Source organism: Streptomyces tubercidicus, from assembly GCF_027497495.1.
In the GTDB taxonomy this organism is placed as follows: Bacteria; Actinomycetota; Actinomycetes; order Streptomycetales; family Streptomycetaceae; genus Streptomyces; species Streptomyces tubercidicus.
On the sequence record NZ_CP114205.1, the window covers coordinates 7335482 to 7355408 of the forward strand.

The following is a 19927-nucleotide window of genomic DNA, read 5'->3' on the forward strand; positions in this document are numbered from 1 at the left end:
ACTCATGCGCGCCCGCCGGCGGCCACCGCGGGATCCGGCGCACCGTCCCCCAGCGCCCCGGCGATCTGGACGAACCACTGGTGCACCGCCCCCGTCGCATAGCCGCCGGACGGCAGAAAGAACGAGACGGCGCAGGCGAAGCGGCCCGGGTGCAGCGGATCCGGCTCGACGCGGTGCACCGAGATATGCGTCTGCAGCACGGTCGGGCGGGCGGCGGTGCTGCGCACGCACGCCCCGTCCGTCCAGCGGTAGCGCACATAGTCCAGCTCCGGGCGGCGCACCGCGAGGCGGAGCACCGCCTCGCGCGTGGTCGCGAAGGCATAGGGCAGGCCCTCGCGCTCGACGTGCGCCACCTCCGCGCCCGCCGATTCCCCGAGCAGGGCCCGCACTCGCGCATTCCACTCGTACGAGGCATGTGCGCAGCGGTAGAAGACCGGGACACGAGGATCCAGCCGCGGCCAGAACTCGTGGGCGGGCCCCTGGTGATCCAGCGCCCGCTTCCCCTCGGCGGACCCGGAGCGGCGCAGCAGATCCAGTGCGGTGTCCTCGTCACCGGCGAGCAGGGCTCCGCCGATCAGATGGGTCTGCTTGGGGCCGCCCGGCACACCGAAGCGCTGTGTGTCGTAGTAGTTGACGAAGAAATGGGTGTGCCGCCGGGGCCCCTCGGCCAAGGCGGTGGCCAGGGGCTCGTCCAGGTCCCGGACGACCAGCCGGAAGCAGTTGCCGTCCAGCTCTCCGGTCCGCAGCGGTGCGGTGCCGGACCCGTGCGGTGTCACCCGCCAGGCGCGGTCCTCACCACAGGAGCGGCCGCGCGCGTTGGCGCGTTCCACCTCCTCGGGTGACAGCACGGCGCGCACCGAGACGAACTGCTCGGTGATGCCGTCCTCGTCCTTCAGCCCGGCCGCCGCCACATCCCGCACGTCCACGCCGAACGCCGCGGCGAGTGCGCCCAGCGCCTCATGCGTGGTCAGGCCGCGCTTCCACAACAGGAGATAGGTGTGCGTGGACGCGTCACGCGCTGCCGTCTCCAATCCGAGGGTCTCCGTGACGCGGAAGTCCTCCGGCAGGACTTTCAGCAGGGGCAGATGCATCGGGTCCCTCCGGACTCTGGACAGCTGACGGGCAGCCGCCCGACGACCGCGCGGGGGTGCCGCCGGCCCACCCTCTTGGGTGAGCCGCTCTCCGCGCGCCAGCCGCCGTGGTGACCGGTGGTTGCGCCCTGCTCGCGCGGAGGAGCGTCTACGGGTGCCTGCCGCCCGCTGCCTTCGGCGTTCCCGTACCCGAGCGGGGAGCCCGACCGTCCGGCGCACGGGCCGGAAGGGCGCCTCGCCGCGTACGACCGACACGACGACCACTGAAGCGGATCACATGGGATTCAGGAGGTGACAGGTGAAGACTCAATGGCGTCGAGCCGTGGCGGCAGTTCTGCCTCGGCAAGTTGTACCGGTCGTCCGCTTCCCGGATAAGGGCTGTTCCGCGCACCGGAACACTTCCCGGTCCGCCTTGCCGCGCCCTCTGCCGCCTGCCTACGGTGACCGGGCTGTCGGGCCCGTGGAAGTCCGCTCCCCAGCTCCCCAGCTCCCCCGCTCGTCGTCAAGCTGCGCCGGGAGGCCCCAGACCGTCATGGAACACACCTCTGTACCGGCCGCCTTTCCGGAGCGGCATGTGCTCGAAGGGCGCTTCCAGAAGTTCCTGGAGGAACGCGGCCTCGACCTCGGCGATGTGATCGGCGAGACCGATCAGGGCCACGGCCGTCCGGCGCTCGCCGTGGCCGCCGGTTCGGTGCTGGCCGGGTTCGGCAACCACCGCAGCGACCTCGATCTGCTGGTGCTCGTCGAGAACGACCAGCTCACCAGGTTCCCCATCCAGTCGCACCGGCACGGCACCCTGATCGACGTCAACATCCGTCAGGCGAGCGCGGTCCTGGACCGTACGGCACGCCTGCGCGACAGCTCCTGGCCCCGCTTCGGCACGGTCACCCAGGAGGCATGGAACCACCGGCGCCGCACCCTCAAGACCGCCAGCAGGCTGGCTCTCGGCCTGCCCCTGCTCGTCACCGGGCCGTGGCAGACCTGGCACGACGGCCTGCGGCAGCCCTGGCTCGCGCGGGCGGTCGAACAGTGGTGGACGGTCGAGGCGCACCGGCTCGGACGCGCCGCCCAACTCCTCGTCGGCGAACGGCCGATGGCCGCGGCGGTGCGGGGCAGGGAGGCCATCGTGGCCGCCCTGAACGCCCGAGCCGCCGCTGCCGGAGAGATCTACTTCACCGAGAAGTGGGTCGGCGAGAAACTCAGGGCCGCCGGGGACCACGACGCCCTCGCTCTCCTCCGTGAGGTCCTCACGCCCCCGCTCGCCCCCCGCGACCGGGTGGCGCGCTGTCTCGGCCTCGTCCATGAACTGACCGCCTCCGAGGCGCCGTTGCACACCGTGGTGCGCTGGGCCACCGGCATCGGCACGGCACAGCTGGACGACCGCACGGTCGTCGACCGCTGGGAGCTGCGCGCGCTTGAAGTCCCGCGCACCGACCTGCCGCCCGCCGGAAGCGACGACATCCTCTGGTCGGGACCGCCCGGCGCCGACCCGCCCGCGGACATCCAGCGGCTGTTCGCGCACGACATGCTGTGGCTCGGCGTGGCGCTCGCGCAGGAGGAGGCATCCGGACGATGACCGCACCGCACACCGAAGCCCACGAGCCCCTGCCGGATGTGCGCCGGCTCATGGCGTTCCGCGCCCATGGAGCGGTGCGCCTGCTGCTGAAGTGCCGCGCCGCACAGGAGGACGTCGAGGGCGCGGTCTCTGCGGGACAGCCCGAGGTCGCGGTCCTCATGGCCTACGACCTGGTGCAGCTCTCCCTCTCCGTACGGGGCCTGCGCACCCACGGCGAACTGAACTACACCGGTGAGCAGCCGGGCTTTGACCCGTTCGCCGGAGTGCCGGAAGCGGACGTCGAGGACGGTCTGCGGCTCGCGGCCGACGGCCTGGAGGCCATCCCGCAGGGCCGGGGCGAGGAGTGGCTGGACCGGCTGAGCGCCCATCTGGGCGTCACCGAGGGGCAGTTGGGGTATGCGCAGAAGCTGCCCAACGTCCGCGCCGGCAGCGGCCTGATGAAGGGCTTCAAACTCGCCCGCACCTGGTCGCCGCATCTGGAGCGGCTCGGCCTGCCGGATGTCATGCCGAGCAACTGGACCCGGCGTGCCGACTGACCCCGGTCCCGGTCGTGCGGGCGGCGGCCCCGCCTTGACGCTGCACGGCATCACCAAGCGGTACGGGACGGTGACGGCGCTGAGCGAGGTGGATCTGGACATCGTGCCGGGGGAGATCGTCGGCCTGCTCGGGCACAACGGGGCGGGCAAGACCACCCTGATGTCCATCGTGGCGGGGCTGCTGCGGCCGGACACCGGGCACGTCCGCGTCCTCGGCAGAGACCCGGCGCGGGAGCCGCACCAAGCCCGGCGTCAACTCGGGCTGGCTCCCCAGGAATTGGGCCTCTACATGCCATTGACGGTGCGTCAGAACCTGCTGTTCTTCGCGGAACTCGTCGGACTGCGCGGCCGCACCGCCGACCGCCGCATCGAGGAGGTCGCCGAGCCCCTGGGGCTGACCGACCTGCTCGGCCGCCGGGCGTCACGGCTGTCCGGCGGACAACAGCGGCGCGTGCACACCGCGATGGCCCTGGTGCACCGTCCACCCCTGCTCCTGCTGGACGAGCCGACGGCCGGGGTGGACGTACAGACCCGTGAACAGCTCCTGGAGGCGGTCCGCACCATGGCAGCCGAGGGCACCGCCATCTGCTACTCCACGCACTATCTGCCCGAGGTGGAGACCCTCGACGGCTCGGTCGCCGTGCTGAACGGCGGCCGCCTGATCGCCCGCGGCACGCTGAAGGAACTGGTGCGGCAGTACGGCGACAGCGGCATCGAACTCACCTTCTCCGGCGGCCCGCCCGACCTGTCCCTGCCCTGGCCCGTGGTGCGGGACGGCCGGGTGCTGCGCGTGACCGTGGACCAGCCGCATCTGGCCGTGCCGCAGGTGATGGCGGCCCTCGGTGAGGCGGCCGGTGAGCTGGTCAACCTCAGGCTCGTCCAGCCCAGTCTGGACAGTGTGTTCCTGCGGGTCACGGGACGCCGGTACGGCGCGGCCACCGAGGAGGACACCCCATGAAGCAGGGCTCGCCCGGACGGATCGCCGCGCTGATCCGGCACGACATCCGGCTCCAACTGCGCGACCCGGCACCCCTGATCGTCCGTACCGTGATGCCCCTGCTCCTCATGGGATTCATGCAGCCCCTCTTCCGTACGGCGCTGCGGGCCGAGCAGGTCGAGGGCGCCACCGGCGCGGAGCAGGCGGTCCCCGGCATGGCCGTCATGTTCACGTTCTTCCTGGTGAACCTGGTGGGCTTCGGGGTCTTCCGGGAGCACGGATGGAAGACCTGGGACCGGCTCCGGGCGGGACTCGCCAGGCCCGGCGAGGTCATCGCCGGCCGGGTCGTCGTCCCGCTGGGCATCGCCGTCCTGCAACTCGCGGTGGTGTTCCTGGCCGGCGGGCTCCTGTACGACCTGCGGGTCAGCGGGGCGTGGCCGGCGCTCGTCGCGGTCGGCGCGGCACTGGCCCTCTGTGTGGTCATGTTCGGGATGGCGCTCGTCTCGCTGTGCCGGACGGTCTCCCAGCTGGCCGTGTTCGCGAACCTCGCGGCGCTGCTGTTCGCCGGCCTCGGCGGTGCGCTGACACCACTGTCCGCCCTGCCGGACTGGGCGCGCCCGCTCGCGCCGGGAGTGCCCAGCTACTGGGCGATGCGCGGTTTCACCACCGTCGTCATCGACGGCGGCGGGGCCGGTGCGGTGCTGCTGCCGGTCATGGTGCTGCTCGGCTTCTCCGCCGTATTCGCCGCGGTGACGCTGACGTTCTTCCGCTTCGAGGACCAAAAGGTCTCGTGGTCATGACGGCCGGTAAGGCGGATACGGGGGATGAGATGAATGACCTGACACCCGGTACGACAGTGGTGGTCTTCGACTGCTTCGGCACGATCATCACCGAGCGGCGCCCCATGCCGGGCCCCGACGACTTCACCCGGGCGGTCGCCGAGGTGCTCGCACTGGACCGGAAACTGGCCGACGAGGTCGTGACCGAGGTGTTCACCACCTTGTACACCGCGCTCGTCGACAAGGCGGCCCTCCAGCCCGCGACCCGCGACGTACTCGATACGACCCTGCGGAGCCGGGGAGTGGTCCGCCCGGCGGAGGACCTGGACCGGGCGCTGTGGCGGGCCCTGGGATGCGAGGACGACGACCGGTACGCGTTGTGTGAACCCGCCGCCGATGCCATGCGCCGCACGGCCGGGGCCGGGCACACGGTCCGGCTGCTGTCCAACTGCTATCTCCCCGGCGGTCTCATGCGCCGCCTGCTGACCCGGCTCAGGGTCCCCGAGGTGTACGAGCGTGCCCACTTCACCGCCGACGGCGGGCCGAAGAAGCCGGATCCCCGGGCCTTCGAGCTGATCACGGCCGGCCCGTTCGGACGACGGATCATGGTCGGCGACTCCGACGACAACGACCTCACCCCGGCCCGCCGTCTCGGCTGGGAGGTGGTTCCGGTGGATCCCGCCCGCCCGGACTTCGGGGAGCTGTACGCGCTGCTGTTCCGTGACGCGCCGGAAATCCGTTCCGTACAGAGAAACACCCGCTGATCGACCGGTCGCCCGCGGGCTAGCTTTGACGGCACATCGGCACATCGGCACATCGGCACATCAGCACCTCGCACCGCATGGCCCGTCCCGGCCCTTCCACCCCGCGCCATGCCGAAGGAGTTCCCCGTGAGAGTCCTGGTCATCTGGCCTCCCCATGTACCCAGTTACTTCAACGCAGGCCACCACACCCCGCTGTACATGACGGCCGGGCATCTGCGCCGCCTGCCGTCGGTGGACCGGGTCGATGTACGGGACGCCGGTGTGCTGAACACCCACTGGAAGGCCATCGGTGACCTCCTCTACCAGGGCCGTTACGACGTCATCGCGATCATGAACGACTTCGACGCCATCGACGGCTTCGAACGCTTCACCGCCTACGCCCGCGAACTGTCCCCGGACAGCCGCCTGATCACCTTCGGCCGCCTGAGCAGCATGAATCCCGGCTTCTTCCAGCGGTACGGGCTGGATGCCATCGTCCGGTCCGGTGACTACGAGGCGGGCGTCGCGCACTACGTCGAGTCCCTCGCCGCCGGTACACCCCACGCCGCCCTGCCCGGAGTCGTCGTACGCGACGGGGAACGGTGGATCCCGCCCTCGCGCGACGGCGACAGTCTGGCCCCCGAGGCATGGACACTGCCCGATGTACGGGAGATCCCGTACGAGCACTATGACCGGCTCTATGTGCGCGACGAGGACAAGTTCTGCGGAATCCCGTTCCGCCGCGAACTGGTGGTCCCGGTCGCCCGTGGCTGCCCCATCGGCTGCGAGTTCTGCGAGGTGCACGAGATCTTCGGGCTCCGCGAGCGGCGGCTGTCCGTCGATGCGACCGTCTCGTACATCGAGGAGAGCCTGCGGGCCCTGCCGTTCGAGTATGTCTCCTTCTACGCGCCCACCTTCACGCTCGACAAGCGGTGGGTGCGCGAGCTGTGCGAACGGTTCCTGACCGGCCCCGTGTCACCGCGGTGGAAGTGCGCCACCACGGTCCATCATCTCGACGCGGAACTGGTGGAGTTGATGGGCCGGGCGGGCTGTGTGCGTATCTCGGTGGGCCTGGAGACCCTCGAACCCGACGGCCACGGCTCGCTGCCCCGGACCAAGCGGATCGAGGAAGACAGGTTCCGGGACCTCGCGGAGCAGTGCGCGCGGGCGGGCATCGAGCTCAATGCCTTCGTCATCATCGGTCTGCCCGGCACCGGACCGGAGGGCGCCCGGCGCACACGGGAACTGGTCGAACAGGTCGGCGCGCGCTTCCGCCCCACCATGTACACCCGTCTGCACGACATGACTCCTTCCATGACACCGCTCCAGATCAGCAGGTACAACCGCCATCTGATCGCGGACCCGCAGCACGCACCGGACGACGGCCTCTACGACTTCCTGTTCGGCCGGGAGACCCGGGTGACGTCCGTGCAGGAGCGGATTCCGGTGGCCGCCGCCCGGAGCGGCGCATGACCGCGCCACCGGCCGCCTCGCGCGCGGACGCCGTGCCGTTCCCGACCCGGCCGGACGTCTGGGAGCTGCCGTGGGAACCCCGGCGGCAGCGGTCCGGTGTGCTCAACCTGAAGAGCTGCGAACTGCGCCACCCGGTCGCTGCCGAGCTCGTCTCGGCGGCGGCGCACCGGCTCGGCACCGCGGACCTGATGTACTACCCCTACCAGCAGAAACTGGTGGCCGCACTCAGCGACTACCAGGGCCATGAGCCGTCCGGCATCCTGCTCACCGCCGGCTCCGACTCCGCCGTCGGCCTCGTCGTGGACGCCCTGGCGACCGGCGGCCGAAGCCTGATCCTGCACGAGCCGACCTTCGAGAGCTGGCGGTACTACGCCGCCCTGCGCGCCGTACCCGTCGTGAGCTGCCCCGCACTGGAGGCCGGGGCCTCCCGGCTCGAACTGACCGGGCTGCACCGCACGATGGCGGATCACCCCCCGGCCGTGGTGGTGCTCACCAACCCGGCGAGCCCGTCCGGCCTCGCCCTCTCACCGGAAGCGATCGCGGAAACGGCCGAGCGCGCACGGCGGGCCGGCCATCTGCTCGTCATCGACGAGTGCTACGGCGCCTTCACCGGCATCACCCATGTCCCGCTGGTCGCCTCGTCGCCGCATCTGCTGGTCCTCCGCTCCTACTCCAAGACCTTCGGACTCGCCGGAGCACGTATCGCCTCGGTCGCCGGGTCGCCCGCGCTGGTCTCCTACCTGTCCCGGTTCCGGCCGGACAGCACGGTCTCATCCACGGCACTGGCCCTGCTGCACACCCTCCTCGCGGACGCGGACCGGTTCGCCGAGGTGTGGCGCGAGGTGCGGGCCATCCGCGCCGAGTTCGTCCAGGAGGTGCTCACCGCACACCCCGGGTGGCGCGCACTCGACCCGGGCGGCAACTTCGTGACGTTCCGGACCGGCGACCGCGCCCTTCCCCTGCGGATGGCACACCACCTGGACAGCCACCAGGTACGCATCCGCGCGCTCGACGAGGTGCCCGGACTGGCGGGGTGCCTGCGGGTATCCCTCGCCGACGCGCCCACGATGCGGAAGGTAGCCGCGCTGATGAACGACCCGGTGGCCCCGCGATGACCCCCACGGCCGCGTGCAGGATCGTGGTGCTGGGCAGCCCCGGCAGCGGCAAATCGACCTTCAGCCACGCCCTGGCGGCAAGCACCGGCCTGCCCCTGATACACCTCGATGACCTCTACTGGCGACCGGGCTGGCGCAGGCCCTCGACGCCGGAGTGGGAGCGCACGGTGGAGCAACTCTCCGCAGGGCCGTGCTGGATCATCGACGGCAACTTCGCCGCCACCGTCCGGCAGCGGGTCGAGCGGGCCGACGCCGTGGTGCTCCTGGACCTGCATCCGTGGCTGTGCGCGGCCGCTCTGGTACGCCGCTCCCTGCGGCTGCGCCGGGACGCGCTGCGGGGGCGGCAGCCACGGGACTACCTGCCCGCCGGACTGGCGGCGGACGACCCACCGGTGCGCAGCCTCACCGCCCTCGTCCGCAAGGCCGCCGGATTCCGCGGCCGCGAACTGTGCTGGATGCGTCCCGTACTTGTGGCCGCGGCGGCCCCGGTCCTGCGCTGCCGCAGCCGCCGCTCGGCGGAGCGGGTGCTACGGCACCTGTCGGCGCGGCCCCGACCGCTGCCGCCCACACCCGCCGGGACCGAGTCGGCGCTCATCTGTACCTGCGGACAGCGGCGGCACGACGGCGGCCCGCTCCCCGCTCCGCCCCGGCAGCCGTCATACGAGGCACACCCGGTGCAGGAGACCAGCCCGGTGCAGGAGACCCGCCCGGCCCATGAGGCCCGCCCGGTCCAGGAGAGGAGCACCTGACCATGGCTGATCGCGCAGAGGAGCCACCACCTCACCGGACGCTGCTCGACTCGGGCTGGCACACCGACTGGCACTCCGACTGGGCTCCGGACGGTGTGCCGGACGGAGTGGCGGGCCATGCCTCCGGCGCGGCGCGGATCCGGCAGTTGGCAGCCAGCGGCTTCGCCGCGCTGGCGATCCCCCAGGAGTTCGGCGGATCCGGCGCCGGTCTGGTCGAAGTGGCCTCCGCTCAGCGCGCGTTGGGGGCCCTTGACCCGTCCGCCGCCATCGCGCTGAACATGCACTCGTTCACCGTGGGGCTGATGGCCGACTACTGGCAGCGCCACCGGGACACCAGCTGGATGCTGCTGGAGGGCATCGCCGGGACACACGCCCTCGTCGCATCCGCCTTCGCGGAACCGGGAGGCAGCCCCAACTTCATGAGCAGCCGGTCATCGGCAGTCGAGACCGGCAAGGGCTACCGGGTCTCCGGCGTCAAGTACCCCTGCTCACTGGCCTCCACGGCCACGCTCGTATGCCTGACCGCCCGCGTCGAGGCAACGGACGAAACCATCCTCGCCCTGTGCCCGGCCGCCTCCCCGGGCCTCACGGTGGAGGGGGACTGGCCGTCCCTGGGTATGACTGGATCGGACACCGCCAAGCTGGTGCTCCGGGACGTCGATATCGATGACCGGCTCGTCTTCCACCGCGGCCCGGCCGACATCATCGACGACACGGTGATCTCCGGAATGGTCTGGTTCTCCGTCCTGCTGAGCGCCACCTACCACGGAGTCCTCAGCGCCCTGCTCGACCTGGCCTACCGGCAGATGACCGGTTCCGGACAGTACGGCACGCGCGTTCCCCTGCTGGGCCGCGCGACCAGAGAGGTACTGACCCTCGGCGGGGCCTGCCGCCAGCTCGGCCGGGACTTCGAGGACGGCAGGCTCTCCGGCCGCGCGGCCCTCGCCGCGGCCGTCGCGCTGCGCGCCACGCTCAGCGACGTACGGGACCGGGCCCTGTCGGCGCTCACCCCCGTGCTCGGCAGCCGTCTGTACACCCGCGACCAGCCCGCCGCGAAGCTCCTGATCGACTCCCTGGCCGCGCATCACCATCCACCGAGCCTGCTCGTCTGCGACCAGGTCGTCGGAGACCACTGCACCGGGCGGGAGATCAGCTTCGATCCGGCCGGTTGAGGCGGCCCGCACACCCCGGAGAACCGTCCGCGAGGAGAGAGAGCCAGCAATGCCCCATGTCGAAGTGAATCTGAGAATCCAGGCACCGGCCGAGGAGACGTGGCGGGCCGTCACACGGCTGGAGGACTACGCCGCGTACATGGAGAACGTCGAGTCGGTCCATGTGAGCGGCACATCCCATGGCACGCGCGTGAGCGAATGGTCGGTGCTCCTCAAGGGATCCGTCCTGGAGTGGGTGGAGGAGGATCAACTGGAAGAGTCGACACGCACCATGACGTTCCATCAGACATCAGGGGACCTGGACGAGTTCACCGGCTACTGGCGGGTGGATCCGCAGGACACCGACACGTCCCTGGTGACCTTCTCCGTGGACTTCGAGATCGGTATCCCGCTGCTGGCCGACATGCTGAACCCGGTCGCCACCAAGGCCCTGCGAGAGAACTCCGAGCAGATGCTCCGGGCGATCGAGAGGCGGCTCGTCGTCTCGTGACTCCTCCCGCACGCATTCTCGTCACGGGCGCCACCGGAGCGGTCGGCGGCGCCGTACTCCGCCGCCTGACCGCGGCGGGTTATGAGGTGTACGGAGTCAGCAGCCGCGGCGGCAGTTCCCCGCGTCAGCTCGCCTGGCGCATCGGCACCGAGGAACCCCCCGACGCGCTGCGCGGAGCCTGGCACACGGTGGTCCACTGCGCCGCCGACACCCGCTGGAACCTCTCCGCCGAGGAGTCCGAGCAGGCGAACGTGGCTCCGCTGCGCGCCCTGCTGAAGTGGAAGGACGACCACACCCGCCTCATCCATCTGTCGTCCTCCTACGCGACCGGACTGACCGGCAGCGTGGAGCCCACCTCATCCGACGCGTACCGGAACACCTACGAATGGTCCAAGGCGGCCGCCGAGCGGTTGATCGCCGCCGAGTGCCCGACGGGGGACATCATCCGCTTCCCCATCGTGATGGGCGCCCGCGTGGACGGCTTCCTGGACAGATACAGCGGCTTCTTCTGGCTGCCGTCCTCACTGTGCACCGGCGCCGTCCCCGCGCTGGTCGGTGACGAGGACGCATACCTCGACATCGTCAGTACCGACGACATCGCCGAGCACATCCGCGACCTGGTCGGGGGAGACCGGCCCACCGGCGTCAGACTCTCCATCCTGGGCCGCGGCGACGGCGCGCCACGCGTGGCACAGGCGTTCCACACCATACTGACCGCGCTCAATACCTGGCGCGCGGAGCACGGCGTACCGGCGCTGGAGCAACTGCGCTACGTCTCGGCGGACCAGTGGAACCGCTTCTATCTCCCCTTCGCCCGGGAGTACTTGGACCGGGCGCAGCTCATGCGCGTCACGGCCTTCCAGGCGTACCAGAGCTATCTGTCGATCACCGACCCCTTTGAGGTGACCCACAGGACGGAACCCATCACCTCCACCCTCTACCGCTCCATGCGGTGCTGGGCCGAAACCCATGCGTCGACCGCCCGCCGCATCCCGAGACCCTGGCGCCCCTGACCCGGCCTGCCCGACCACCCCAGCGCACCTCACCTCACCCCACCCCACCCCAGACCTGCCCAGCCGCTACTCTTCCGCCATGTTGCAGACGAGATTCACCGAAATGTTCGGGCTTGTCCATCCGGTGATGTCGGCCCCCATGGCCATGCACAGCGGCGGGACACTCGCGGCCGCGGTCTCCGCCGCCGGCGGGCTGGGCTGTTTCGGCGGTACGCACCCCCGGAAGGGTCCCGACTGGATCCGCGCCGAGATCGCGACCATCCGTGCCGCGACAGACGGCCCGTTCGCCGTCGGTTTCATCACGCCCTTCCTCCCCTTCACCGAGCCGCTGTTCGACGCCACGCTGGAGGAGCGGCCGGCGGTCGTCGCGCTCTCGTTCGCCGATCCGCAGCCATGGCTGGCCCGCGCCAAGGAAGCCGGGGCGCGGGTGATGTGCCAGGTCCAGAACTACCAGGACGCCGAGGCGGCCGCCGCCGCAGGCGCCGATGTCCTCGTGGCACAGGGAAACGAGGCCGGCGGTCACACCGGGACGATGGGCCTGCTGCCCTTCCTGACCGGGATCGTACGGCGCTACCCCGACATTCCGGTGCTGGCCGCAGGCGGCATCGGCGACGGCCGGACGCTCGCGGCGGTCCTCACCGCCGGTGCGGACGGCGCCTGGCTGGGCACGGCGTTCCTCGCGACCCCCGAGGCCGTCGAGGTGCACGACCTCCACAAGCGCCTGATCATTGAGAGCGACGGCGGCGACACCGTGTGGACACCGGCCTATGACATCGTGTCAGGACTCCCGTGGCCGGCCGGTATCGGCGAACGCGTACGCCGCAACCGCTTCACCGACGAGTGGACGGAACGCGAATCAACGCTACGTGACCGCGCCGAGGAACTCGGACCCGCGGAAAGCACCACCCCCTTCGACGCCCCGCCCGACCCCGACACCAGCGAAATCATCTACGGCCAGTCGGCCACCTTCGTCGACGGCATCCGCCCGGCCGCCGACGTGGTCCACACCATCAGCACCGAGGCCGAAGCCATCCTGACATCCCGCCCCCACTCCCTACTCGGCCGACCGACCACCTGACGAGCACCGTCAACCGGCCCCTCCGGACCGGCCGAAAACGCCCCTGACCTGCTCCCGACGCTCGTCCTCGGCGGGGAATTCGAACGAATGCTTTCCCGCGCACCTCGCCGATATCGCCGCACGTATTCCGGACTCCGAGCACATCACGCAGCCCGGCACGGCTCACATGGGCTACTTGGAAGCGGAGCCGCTCCGCAGCGCGTATGTCGGTTTCATCCGGGGCCACATGGCGCGGATCGAGAACAGGCCCGCGCCATGGCCACGTGATACGACGAGCGCGGCTATGCCTTCCTCTGCGCCGCCACCGCAGCAGTCCTCGTCATCGGACTCCGAACCTGATCGGCTGGACAGCCCTTAGAACGTCGTTGAAGGGACTGAACTGAACCCGGTTCAGTTCAGTCCCTCCGCTCACTCCCGGTGGGTGCAGGCATCCACCAGCGCAGTTTTCTACTCCACCGAGTAGGACAGCTCGTAGTGGGCCCCGTCCCTCTTGAAAACCACTGATCGATTGCCCTGTTTGTCGCTGATGACCTTCCGGCCAAGGTTGTCGTCCGGGTCCGGGTCGTCCTTCTCCACCAATGTGACGGCGATCTCGTTGGTGAAGTGGACGGTGACGTCAACGTTGTATTCGCCGCCCTCCTCAACCTGCAACGTCTTGACCACCCCATGCCCACCGAGATGAATCGCCGGCTCGTCCTGGCCGGTCCAGTCCTCTGATGTGACGCACTTCAAGGCGTCCAGATACAGGACTGCCATGCACCCTCCTCTGTGGAATCCGATCGCATACCGGGTTCACGTTCCCGTGACGTGATCAACAGTCGATAAACGGTGCGTGCCGCTGGCCGCCGCGCAGTTCCAGTCGTTCTCCCTTGAACCGCTCGCGGAAGCCGCGGTCGTGGGAGACCGCGACCACCGCCCCGGGGTACGCCGCGAGCGCTGCCTCCAGGTCCTCGATCAGATCGAGCGCGATGTGATTCGTCGGCTCGTCGAGTACGAGGAGGTCCGCGGGCCGGGTCACCAGGCTCGCGATCTGCAGCCGCCGCTGCTGCCCTGCGGACAGCGCCGCGACCGGGAGGTGCAAGTCCTCCTCGCGGAACAGGCCCAGCGCCAGCAGCTGTTCGGTGTGCTCCTCCGGCAGTCCGGGCCGCCCGGCCGCGAAGGCGGCGAGCAGCGGGAGCCGGGTGGAGCGCGCGGGCAGTTCCTGCGCCAGGTACCCGATCCGGGCGGGGCGGCGTACCGCGCCGGCATCCGGCTCCAGGTCGCCCGCCAGAACGCGCAGCAGCGTCGTCTTGCCCGCCCCGTTCTCGCCCGTGACCAGCAGCCGCTGCCCGGCGGCAATCGGCAACGGCCCGTCCAGACGCAGCCGTTCGCCGACCACCACGCCGTCGAGCTCGGCGAGCGGGCGGTCGACGGGCTGCTCGCCGTGTGCCGCCGTCAGCGCTGCCGTGAACCGCAGCGGTTCCGGTGGCGCCGCCGCGGGATTGCGCCGCAGGCGGGCCAGCCGCTCCCGGACCGCCCGCACCTGTCCGCCCAGCTTCGCCTCGTGTGAACGCCGGTGTTTGCCGAAGCCCTGGCCCGGGTCCCTGCCGGTGGAGGCCAGTCGCTTTCCCGCGGCATCGAGCAACTGCTCGGCATGGGCCACTTCCGCAAGCCAGTCCGCGTATGCCTGCTCCGCGCGGCGTCGGGCGGCGGCCTTCGCGGCGCGGTAGCCGGCCCAGCCGTCCCCGTACCGGTGCAGTGTCCGCGCGTCCCGGTCGACCTCCAGGATCGTGGTGGCGATGCGCTCCAGGAACCCGCGGTCATGGGTGACCGCGACGACGGTGCCGCGGTGCGCCCGCAGCTGCTCCTCAAGCCAGCGCACGGCCGCCGCATCGAGGTGGTTCGTCGGCTCGTCGAGAAGCAGCAGCTCGGGGGCGGCGGCCAGCACGCAGGCGAGCGCGAGCCGCGACTGCTCACCGCCGGAGAGCGAGCCGAGCACCCGGTCGCGGCTGATCCGGGCGAGCCCGAGCCCGTGCAGGGCGGCGTCGACACGGGCGTCTGCCTCGTATCCGCCGCGTTCCTCGTATGCGGTCAACAGCTCTCCGTAGGCGGTGAGTTCGCCTTCGGATGCCTCGCCCAGGTGCTCCTCTGCCGTACGCAGTCGGCGCTCCATGTCGCGCAGTTCGGCGAGGGCGAGGTCGACAGCGTCCTGCACGGTGCGGTCCGGGGTGAGGTCGAGGGTCTGGGCGAGGTGGCCGGTGCCGCCGGGGAAGCTGATGGTGATCTCCCCGGCGTCCGGGGCCTCGGCCGCGGCGAGCAGCCGCAGCAGAGTGGACTTGCCGGAGCCGTTCTCGCCGATGACGGCGGCCTTCTCGCCCGGACGGACGGTGAAGGAGACCTGGTCGAGGACGGTCCGGGTGCCGTAGGTCTTGGTGACGTCCTTGACGGACAGCTGCGCCACGGCAGCGGGCACAGCGGTATGGGCGCGTTCGCGCATATGACTTTCCCTGGGAATGTGAAGTGTCCACGGGCAGCAGAAACGGCGGTGTCGGCCGTGCCCGGACTCAGAGGAAGTAGTGGAAAGCCATGCGCCCACCATAGCAAGACGATGCGTCTCGTCTCTACTCATTTAGCTGGGGAGGTCACCGCTCGCTCCCGAAGTGCGTCCCCCACCTGGGTAAACTGTTGCGGCCCCGACCAGTCGCGAACCGCAGCAGGAGACCGGATGCCGCAGCAGGACAAGTCCGCGACCGGGGCACCGCGGGAAGGGAGCGGACGGGACGTGCCGCCTACCCGACAGGCGCTGTCGGACAGCGTTTATGAGGACATCAAGGCCATGGTCATGGACCATGAGATCACCCCCGGCTCCCGTGTCAGCATCGAGGCGCTGGCCCGCTCCCTCCATGTCTCGCCGACCCCGATCCGGGAGGCGCTGGCCAGGCTGGAATCCGACGGCCTGGTGGTCAAGCGGACGCTCTCGGGGTACCGCACCACCGAGCTGCTGACCCGCCAGGGGCTTGAGGAGCTCTTCGAGATGCGGCAGCTGCTGGAACCGAAGGCGGCCGCCCTTGCTGCGGTCAATGCCAGCGAGGCTCAGCTCGACGGCATCGAGGGGATCGTGGAAGAGATGCAGTCCCACCCCGGGCCTGCCGGGCGGTACGCGTCCTACCGCGATTTCGCCGCCCTCGACCAGCGCTTCCATGATGCGGTCGCACAGGCCTCCCACCGTCCGCTGCTCGCGGACGCGGTGGAGCGGCTCCACTCCCATCTGCACATCTTCCGGCTCAGCAGCTTCCTCGGTGCCGATGACCCGACCTTCGCGGAGCATGAGCGCGTGGTGCGCGCCATACTGCGCCGCAATCCCGAGCGCGCGGCCGAGGCGATGACCGAACACCTCAGCCGCAGCCTCCAGCGCCAGCTCAGCCGGGAAGAGGGAGAAGAAGAGGAGTCCTCCTGACCGCTCGGCTCGGTTTCCCGTGTCCGCTCGGCCACGGCGCCCGAGCGGAGGCCGGTCCCGGCCCATGGGCGATCAGCCGTTACGGCACCCGCCGGTCCGGCATCGTCACCCCGTAGACCCGGCCCGCGGTGCCGGACCACACCGCCGCCTGCTCGGTTTCGTTGAGTGCGGCGGTCAGGGTCTGGGTGTACGTGACGACGTCGGTACAGCGCGCGGCCAGGGTGCATACCGGCCAGTCGGAGCCGAACATCAGCCGGTCCGGTCCGAATGCCTCCAGGGCCGTCTCCGCGTAGGGGCGCAGATCGTCGACGGCCCATGCCTTCCAGTCGGCCTCGGTGGCCAGTCCGGAGAGTTTGCCCACGGTGTTCGGCAGGGTGGCGAAGCGCCGCAGCCCGGCGGACCAGGGCTCGACCGTGTGCGTGGAGATGGGGGGCTTGCCCAAGTGGTCCAGGACGAAGGTCAGTTCGGGCACCGCGGCGGCCGCGCGGATCGCGGCGGGCAGCTGAGGGGACTGCACCAGCACGTCATAGACGAGACCTGCGGCTGCCACCGCGCGCAAGCCTCGCAGCACCTCCGGCCGGGTGAGCCATTCCGGGTCGGGCTCGCTCTGCACCTGGTGGCGGATGCCCCGGAGGAACTCTCCTCCGGGCAAGCCCCGCAGACGGGCGAGTGCGTCGCTGATGCCGGGTGAGGTGAGGTCCGTCCACCCGACGACCGCACCGACGAGTGCGCTGTCGGCGGCCAGGGACAGAAACTCTGGGGTCTCCTCGGCCACCGCCACCGTCTGTACCAGGACGCTCGCGGCGATCCCCGCCGACCGGGCTTCGGTCTCGTAGTCCCGCAGGGTGAACGAGCGCCGCAGTGGGGCGAGTTCGGGACCGGTGATCCAGTCCTGGTCGCGTACGTCCAGGTCCCAGAGGTGGTGGTGTGCGTCGATGAGGTGCATAGGAAGCCTCACTTCCCCGGTACGGGTACATCCGGCGGCAGCAGGCCCTCGCCGCGCAGCGCCGCCCACACCCCGTCGGGGACCGCCCGGTCCAGCTGTGCGGCGGCGTCGCGGACCTCAGCCGCCGAGCGGGCGCCCGTCAGGACGGAGGCGACGGCCGGGTGCCCGAAGGGGAAGCGCAGCGCGGCGGCGCGCAGTGGCACCCCGTGCTCCTCGGTGACGGTCTGCATCCGCAGCGCACGGCTGACCAGGGGCTCCGGAGCGGCCGTGTAGTCGTACGTGGCGTCGGCCCTCGGGTCGGCCAGCAGGCCCGAGTTGAAGACACCGCCGACGATCACACTCTTGCCGCGCGCCGCGGCGGCGGGCAGCAGCTCTCCCAGAGCCGTCTGCTCCAGCAGGGTGTAGCGACCGGCACACAGCACCGCGTCGACATCGGTGTCCTCAACGAAGCGGGTCAGCATACGGCTCTGGTTCATGCCCGCGCCGATCGCGCCGACCACGCCCTGGGACCGCAGCTCCTCCAGCGCGGGGTACGCCTCCCTGAACGCCTGTTCCTCATGGTCGTCGGGGTCGTGCAGCAGTACCAGGTCGACATGGTCGAGACCGAGCCGGGTCAGACTCTCCTCCAGCGAACGGCGGACACCGTCGCCGCTGAAGTCCCACTGCCTGCGGTGGGTCGCGGGTACGGCGAAACCGTGGGCGAGATCGTCCCCCAAGTCCCCCTCACCACCGCCGTGTTGGCGAGGTAGGAGCAGCCGCCCGACCTTGGTCGAGACCGTATAGGTGTCCCGGGGCTTGGTGCGCAGTACGGCGCCGAGTCGGCGTTCCGACAGGCCCAGTCCGTAGTGCGGGGCGGTGTCGAAGTACCGGATGCCCACCTCCCAGGCCGCTTCGAGTGCGGCGGTGGCCTCGTCCTCGTCGACCGGGGTGAAGAGACCGGCGAGGGCGGCGGCGCCGAACCCCAGGGCGGTGACGGTGACATCGCTGCGCCCCAGGGTGCGGCGCGGGAGTACCGGTTCGTGAGCCGCGCTGTGCATGCCCGTCACCGTTCCGCCGGCCGTAGCCGCAGGCCCTGCATTCCGCCGTCCACCGCGAGGGCGGTCCCGGTGACCGAGGCGGCGGCGGGGGAGGCCAAGTAGGCGATGGCGGCGGCCACTTCACCGGCCGACACGAGGCGGCCCAAGGGCTGGCGGGCCTGGAGCGCGGCCCGCTCCGCGGCGGGATCCGCGGCCTGGTCCAGGAGACGCCCCACCCACGGGGTGTCCGCCGTTCCGGGGTTCACGCAGTTGACCCGGATGCCTTCCCGGATGTGGTCGGCGGCCATGGCCAGCGTCAGCGACTGGACCGCGCCCTTGCTCGCGCTGTACAGCGCCCGCTGGGGCAGGCCCGCCGTGGCGGCGATCGAGCAGACATGGACGAGAGCGGCGTGTGCGGAGGCCCTGAGGTAGGGCAGTGCCGCCCGGCTCGTGCGCACCATGCCCATGACGTTCACATCGAAGACCCGGTGCCACTGGTCGTCGGTGCCCTCCTCGACGGTGCCGACGGCCCCGATCCCCGCATTGTTGACCACGATGTCGAGACCCGCGAGGTCCGAGGCCACCGCATCCACCGCGGTCCGCACCATGGCGTCGTCCGTCACATCCGCCCGGTAGCCGCGCAGTGGCTCCGGCACCGCCGACGGGTCGAGATCGAGGACCGCAACATCCGCGCCACGGGCCGCGAGCAGCCGTGCCGTGGCCAGTCCGATGCCGGAAGCCCCGCCGGTGACCAGGGCTTTGAGCCCGGAGAGTTCCCTCACCGGTGCGCCATCCCTGACCCGGGCGTCGCGGTCGCGGTCGTCATACCTGTTCATGTCCGCTGCCCTCTCATGAGTGCCCTGCCCGTTCATGCCTGTTCGAAGGTCTGCCGCTGGCTTCCCAGACCGTCGATGGTGAGTTCGGTGGTGTCGCCGGCCCGGAGGTAGGGCTTGTCCGGCAGACCGAGGGCGACTCCGGCCGGGGTGCCCGTATTGATGACGTCACCGGGCTCCAGCACCATGTACTGGCTCAGGTACCAGACCAGGAACGCGACATCGAAGACCATGTCCTTGCTCGTGCCGTCCTGCCGCCGCACACCGTTGACGGACAGCCGCAGACCGAGCGCCTGCGGATCGGGCACCTCGTCCGCGGTCACCAGCCAGGGCCCGAGCGGATTGAAGGTCTCGCAGGACTTGCCGAGGTCCCACTGGGACGAGGCTTCGAGCTGGAAGGCGCGCTCCGACACGTCATTGCTGATCGCATATCCGCAGATCACCTCTGCCGAGTCCGAGGGGTAGCCGAGATAGCGTGCGCGCCGGCCGATCACCACCGCGAGTTCCACTTCCCAGTCGGTCTTGGCCGAGCCACGCGGAATGAGGACGGTGTCGTACGGGCCGACCACGGTGGACGGATCCTTCATGAACACCACGGGCCGCAGCGGCACCTCGGCACCGGTTTCCGCCGCATGGTCCAGGTAGTTGAGGCCGATGCACACCACCTTGCCGGGACGGGCCACCGGTGCGCCGGTGCGCAGCCCTTCCGTGTCCAGCAGCGGCAGTTCACCGGAGCCGAGGGCGGTTCGTATCCGCTCCACACCGCCGTTCGCCAGGAAGGGGCCGTCGATGTCATGGGTCAGCCCGGAGAGGTCATAGGTGTGTCCGGCGCTGTCGAGGACTGCGGGGCGCTCCTTGCCGGGGGCGCCGAGACGCAGCAGTTTCACGTGGGTCTCCTGTGGTCGCGAGTCGGGGGGCGGAGGGTGTGGTGGCTGTCGTAGGGA

20 protein-coding genes are annotated in these 19927 nt (G+C 70.6%); 13 read left to right on the forward strand and 7 right to left on the reverse strand.

Annotation, left to right across the window (positions count from 1 at the left end; all coding sequences use genetic code 11):
* Positions 1-2 precede the first annotated feature (2 nt).
* Positions 3-1091, reverse strand: a complete 1089-nt coding sequence (gene truD / locus STRTU_RS32095) for a tRNA pseudouridine(13) synthase TruD (RefSeq protein ID WP_159748594.1) — start codon at positions 1089-1091, stop codon at positions 3-5.
* Between the two features lie 532 nt (positions 1092-1623).
* Here truD and STRTU_RS32100 point away from each other — a divergent pair.
* From STRTU_RS32100 to STRTU_RS32155, 12 genes are all read left to right on the forward strand, one after another.
* Positions 1624-2667 (forward strand): hypothetical protein, encoded by a 1044-nt coding sequence (locus tag STRTU_RS32100; protein ID WP_159748595.1) that lies wholly within the window; start codon positions 1624-1626, stop codon positions 2665-2667.
* The gene (locus STRTU_RS32105; RefSeq protein WP_159748596.1) at positions 2664-3203 is read left to right on the forward strand and encodes a hypothetical protein; all 540 of its coding nucleotides are present in this window, start codon (positions 2664-2666) and stop codon (positions 3201-3203) included. The genes STRTU_RS32100 and STRTU_RS32105 overlap by 4 nt, the downstream gene beginning before the upstream one ends.
* The gene (locus STRTU_RS32110; protein ID WP_246241565.1) at positions 3193-4161 is read left to right on the forward strand and encodes an ABC transporter ATP-binding protein; all 969 of its coding nucleotides are present in this window, start codon (positions 3193-3195) and stop codon (positions 4159-4161) included. Before STRTU_RS32105 ends, STRTU_RS32110 begins: the two co-directional genes overlap by 11 nt.
* Positions 4158-4940: an ABC transporter permease gene (locus STRTU_RS32115; protein ID WP_159748598.1), complete on the forward strand. Its 783-nt coding sequence runs from the start codon at positions 4158-4160 to the stop codon at positions 4938-4940. Before STRTU_RS32110 ends, STRTU_RS32115 begins: the two co-directional genes overlap by 4 nt.
* A 29-nt stretch (positions 4941-4969) precedes the next feature.
* A complete protein-coding gene (locus STRTU_RS32120; protein WP_174879011.1) occupies positions 4970-5683 on the forward strand; it encodes an HAD family hydrolase in 714 nt (237 codons plus the stop codon).
* 126 nt (positions 5684-5809) lie between these two features.
* Entirely contained in the window at positions 5810-7135 is a 1326-nt protein-coding gene (locus STRTU_RS32125; RefSeq protein ID WP_159748599.1) for a B12-binding domain-containing radical SAM protein, read from the forward strand.
* Complete coding sequence (locus tag STRTU_RS32130; RefSeq protein ID WP_159748600.1) at positions 7132-8250, forward strand: aminotransferase class I/II-fold pyridoxal phosphate-dependent enzyme; 1119 nt, start codon at positions 7132-7134, stop codon at positions 8248-8250. The genes STRTU_RS32125 and STRTU_RS32130 overlap by 4 nt, the downstream gene beginning before the upstream one ends.
* Complete coding sequence (locus STRTU_RS32135) at positions 8247-8999, forward strand: P-loop NTPase family protein (RefSeq protein ID WP_159748601.1); 753 nt, start codon at positions 8247-8249, stop codon at positions 8997-8999. Before STRTU_RS32130 ends, STRTU_RS32135 begins: the two co-directional genes overlap by 4 nt.
* 2 nt (positions 9000-9001) lie before the next feature.
* A complete protein-coding gene (locus STRTU_RS32140; protein ID WP_159748602.1) occupies positions 9002-10171 on the forward strand; it encodes an acyl-CoA dehydrogenase family protein in 1170 nt (389 codons plus the stop codon).
* Positions 10172-10220: 49 nt separating this feature from the next.
* Positions 10221-10661: a type II toxin-antitoxin system RatA family toxin gene (locus STRTU_RS32145; protein ID WP_159748603.1), complete on the forward strand. Its 441-nt coding sequence runs from the start codon at positions 10221-10223 to the stop codon at positions 10659-10661.
* Positions 10658-11674, forward strand: a complete 1017-nt coding sequence (locus STRTU_RS32150; RefSeq protein ID WP_159748604.1) for an NAD-dependent epimerase/dehydratase family protein — start codon at positions 10658-10660, stop codon at positions 11672-11674. The genes STRTU_RS32145 and STRTU_RS32150 overlap by 4 nt, the downstream gene beginning before the upstream one ends.
* 79 nt (positions 11675-11753) lie before the next feature.
* Positions 11754-12752: an NAD(P)H-dependent flavin oxidoreductase gene (locus tag STRTU_RS32155; RefSeq protein ID WP_159748605.1), complete on the forward strand. Its 999-nt coding sequence runs from the start codon at positions 11754-11756 to the stop codon at positions 12750-12752.
* A 447-nt stretch (positions 12753-13199) separates the two neighbouring features.
* Here the strand turns inward: STRTU_RS32155 and STRTU_RS32160 are convergent, their stop codons facing one another.
* Together STRTU_RS32160 and abc-f are read right to left on the reverse strand one after the other, a co-directional pair.
* Entirely contained in the window at positions 13200-13508 is a 309-nt protein-coding gene (locus STRTU_RS32160; protein WP_159748606.1) for a hypothetical protein, read from the reverse strand.
* A 55-nt stretch (positions 13509-13563) separates the two neighbouring features.
* Positions 13564-15228, reverse strand: a complete 1665-nt coding sequence (gene abc-f, locus STRTU_RS32165) for a ribosomal protection-like ABC-F family protein (RefSeq protein WP_159748607.1) — start codon at positions 15226-15228, stop codon at positions 13564-13566.
* A gap of 228 nt (positions 15229-15456) precedes the next feature.
* Between abc-f and STRTU_RS32170 the strand changes: the two genes are divergently transcribed.
* Positions 15457-16188 (forward strand): GntR family transcriptional regulator, encoded by a 732-nt coding sequence (locus STRTU_RS32170; protein WP_159748608.1) that lies wholly within the window; start codon positions 15457-15459, stop codon positions 16186-16188.
* Between the two features lie 79 nt (positions 16189-16267).
* Here STRTU_RS32170 and STRTU_RS32175 read toward each other — a convergent pair whose 3' ends face one another.
* From STRTU_RS32175 to STRTU_RS32190, 4 genes are read right to left on the reverse strand one after another with little or no spacing between them, the layout of a single operon-like run.
* Positions 16268-17134, reverse strand: a complete 867-nt coding sequence (locus STRTU_RS32175; RefSeq protein WP_159748609.1) for an amidohydrolase family protein — start codon at positions 17132-17134, stop codon at positions 16268-16270.
* 8 nt (positions 17135-17142) lie between these two features.
* A complete protein-coding gene (locus STRTU_RS32180; RefSeq protein ID WP_159748610.1) occupies positions 17143-18171 on the reverse strand; it encodes an aldo/keto reductase in 1029 nt (342 codons plus the stop codon).
* A 5-nt stretch (positions 18172-18176) separates the two neighbouring features.
* Entirely contained in the window at positions 18177-18986 is an 810-nt protein-coding gene (locus STRTU_RS32185) for an SDR family NAD(P)-dependent oxidoreductase (protein WP_371873694.1), read from the reverse strand.
* A 32-nt stretch (positions 18987-19018) separates the two neighbouring features.
* Positions 19019-19870 carry a fumarylacetoacetate hydrolase family protein gene (locus STRTU_RS32190; RefSeq protein ID WP_159748611.1) on the reverse strand — a complete coding sequence of 284 codons (852 nt, stop codon included), beginning with the start codon at positions 19868-19870 and terminating at the stop codon, positions 19019-19021.
* Positions 19871-19927 lie beyond the last annotated feature (57 nt).

Coding starts and splice junctions, on each gene's coding strand:
- STRTU_RS32135 (WP_159748601.1), top strand. CDS start 8,247: ATGACCCCCACGGCCGCGTGCAGGATCGTGGTGCTGGGCAGCCCCGGC.
- STRTU_RS32185 (WP_371873694.1), bottom strand. CDS start 18,986: ATGAACAGGTATGACGACCGCGACCGCGACGCCCGGGTCAGGGATGGC.
- STRTU_RS32100 (WP_159748595.1), top strand. CDS start 1,624: ATGGAACACACCTCTGTACCGGCCGCCTTTCCGGAGCGGCATGTGCTC.
- STRTU_RS32170 (WP_159748608.1), top strand. CDS start 15,457: ATGCCGCAGCAGGACAAGTCCGCGACCGGGGCACCGCGGGAAGGGAGC.
- STRTU_RS32180 (WP_159748610.1), bottom strand. CDS start 18,171: ATGCACAGCGCGGCTCACGAACCGGTACTCCCGCGCCGCACCCTGGGG.
- truD (WP_159748594.1), bottom strand. CDS start 1,091: ATGCATCTGCCCCTGCTGAAAGTCCTGCCGGAGGACTTCCGCGTCACG.
- STRTU_RS32115 (WP_159748598.1), top strand. CDS start 4,158: ATGAAGCAGGGCTCGCCCGGACGGATCGCCGCGCTGATCCGGCACGAC.
- abc-f (WP_159748607.1), bottom strand. CDS start 15,228: ATGCGCGAACGCGCCCATACCGCTGTGCCCGCTGCCGTGGCGCAGCTG.
- STRTU_RS32130 (WP_159748600.1), top strand. CDS start 7,132: ATGACCGCGCCACCGGCCGCCTCGCGCGCGGACGCCGTGCCGTTCCCG.
- STRTU_RS32145 (WP_159748603.1), top strand. CDS start 10,221: ATGCCCCATGTCGAAGTGAATCTGAGAATCCAGGCACCGGCCGAGGAG.
- STRTU_RS32160 (WP_159748606.1), bottom strand. CDS start 13,508: ATGGCAGTCCTGTATCTGGACGCCTTGAAGTGCGTCACATCAGAGGAC.
- STRTU_RS32120 (WP_174879011.1), top strand. CDS start 4,970: ATGAATGACCTGACACCCGGTACGACAGTGGTGGTCTTCGACTGCTTC.
- STRTU_RS32140 (WP_159748602.1), top strand. CDS start 9,002: ATGGCTGATCGCGCAGAGGAGCCACCACCTCACCGGACGCTGCTCGAC.
- STRTU_RS32155 (WP_159748605.1), top strand. CDS start 11,754: ATGTTGCAGACGAGATTCACCGAAATGTTCGGGCTTGTCCATCCGGTG.
- STRTU_RS32105 (WP_159748596.1), top strand. CDS start 2,664: ATGACCGCACCGCACACCGAAGCCCACGAGCCCCTGCCGGATGTGCGC.
- STRTU_RS32175 (WP_159748609.1), bottom strand. CDS start 17,134: ATGCACCTCATCGACGCACACCACCACCTCTGGGACCTGGACGTACGC.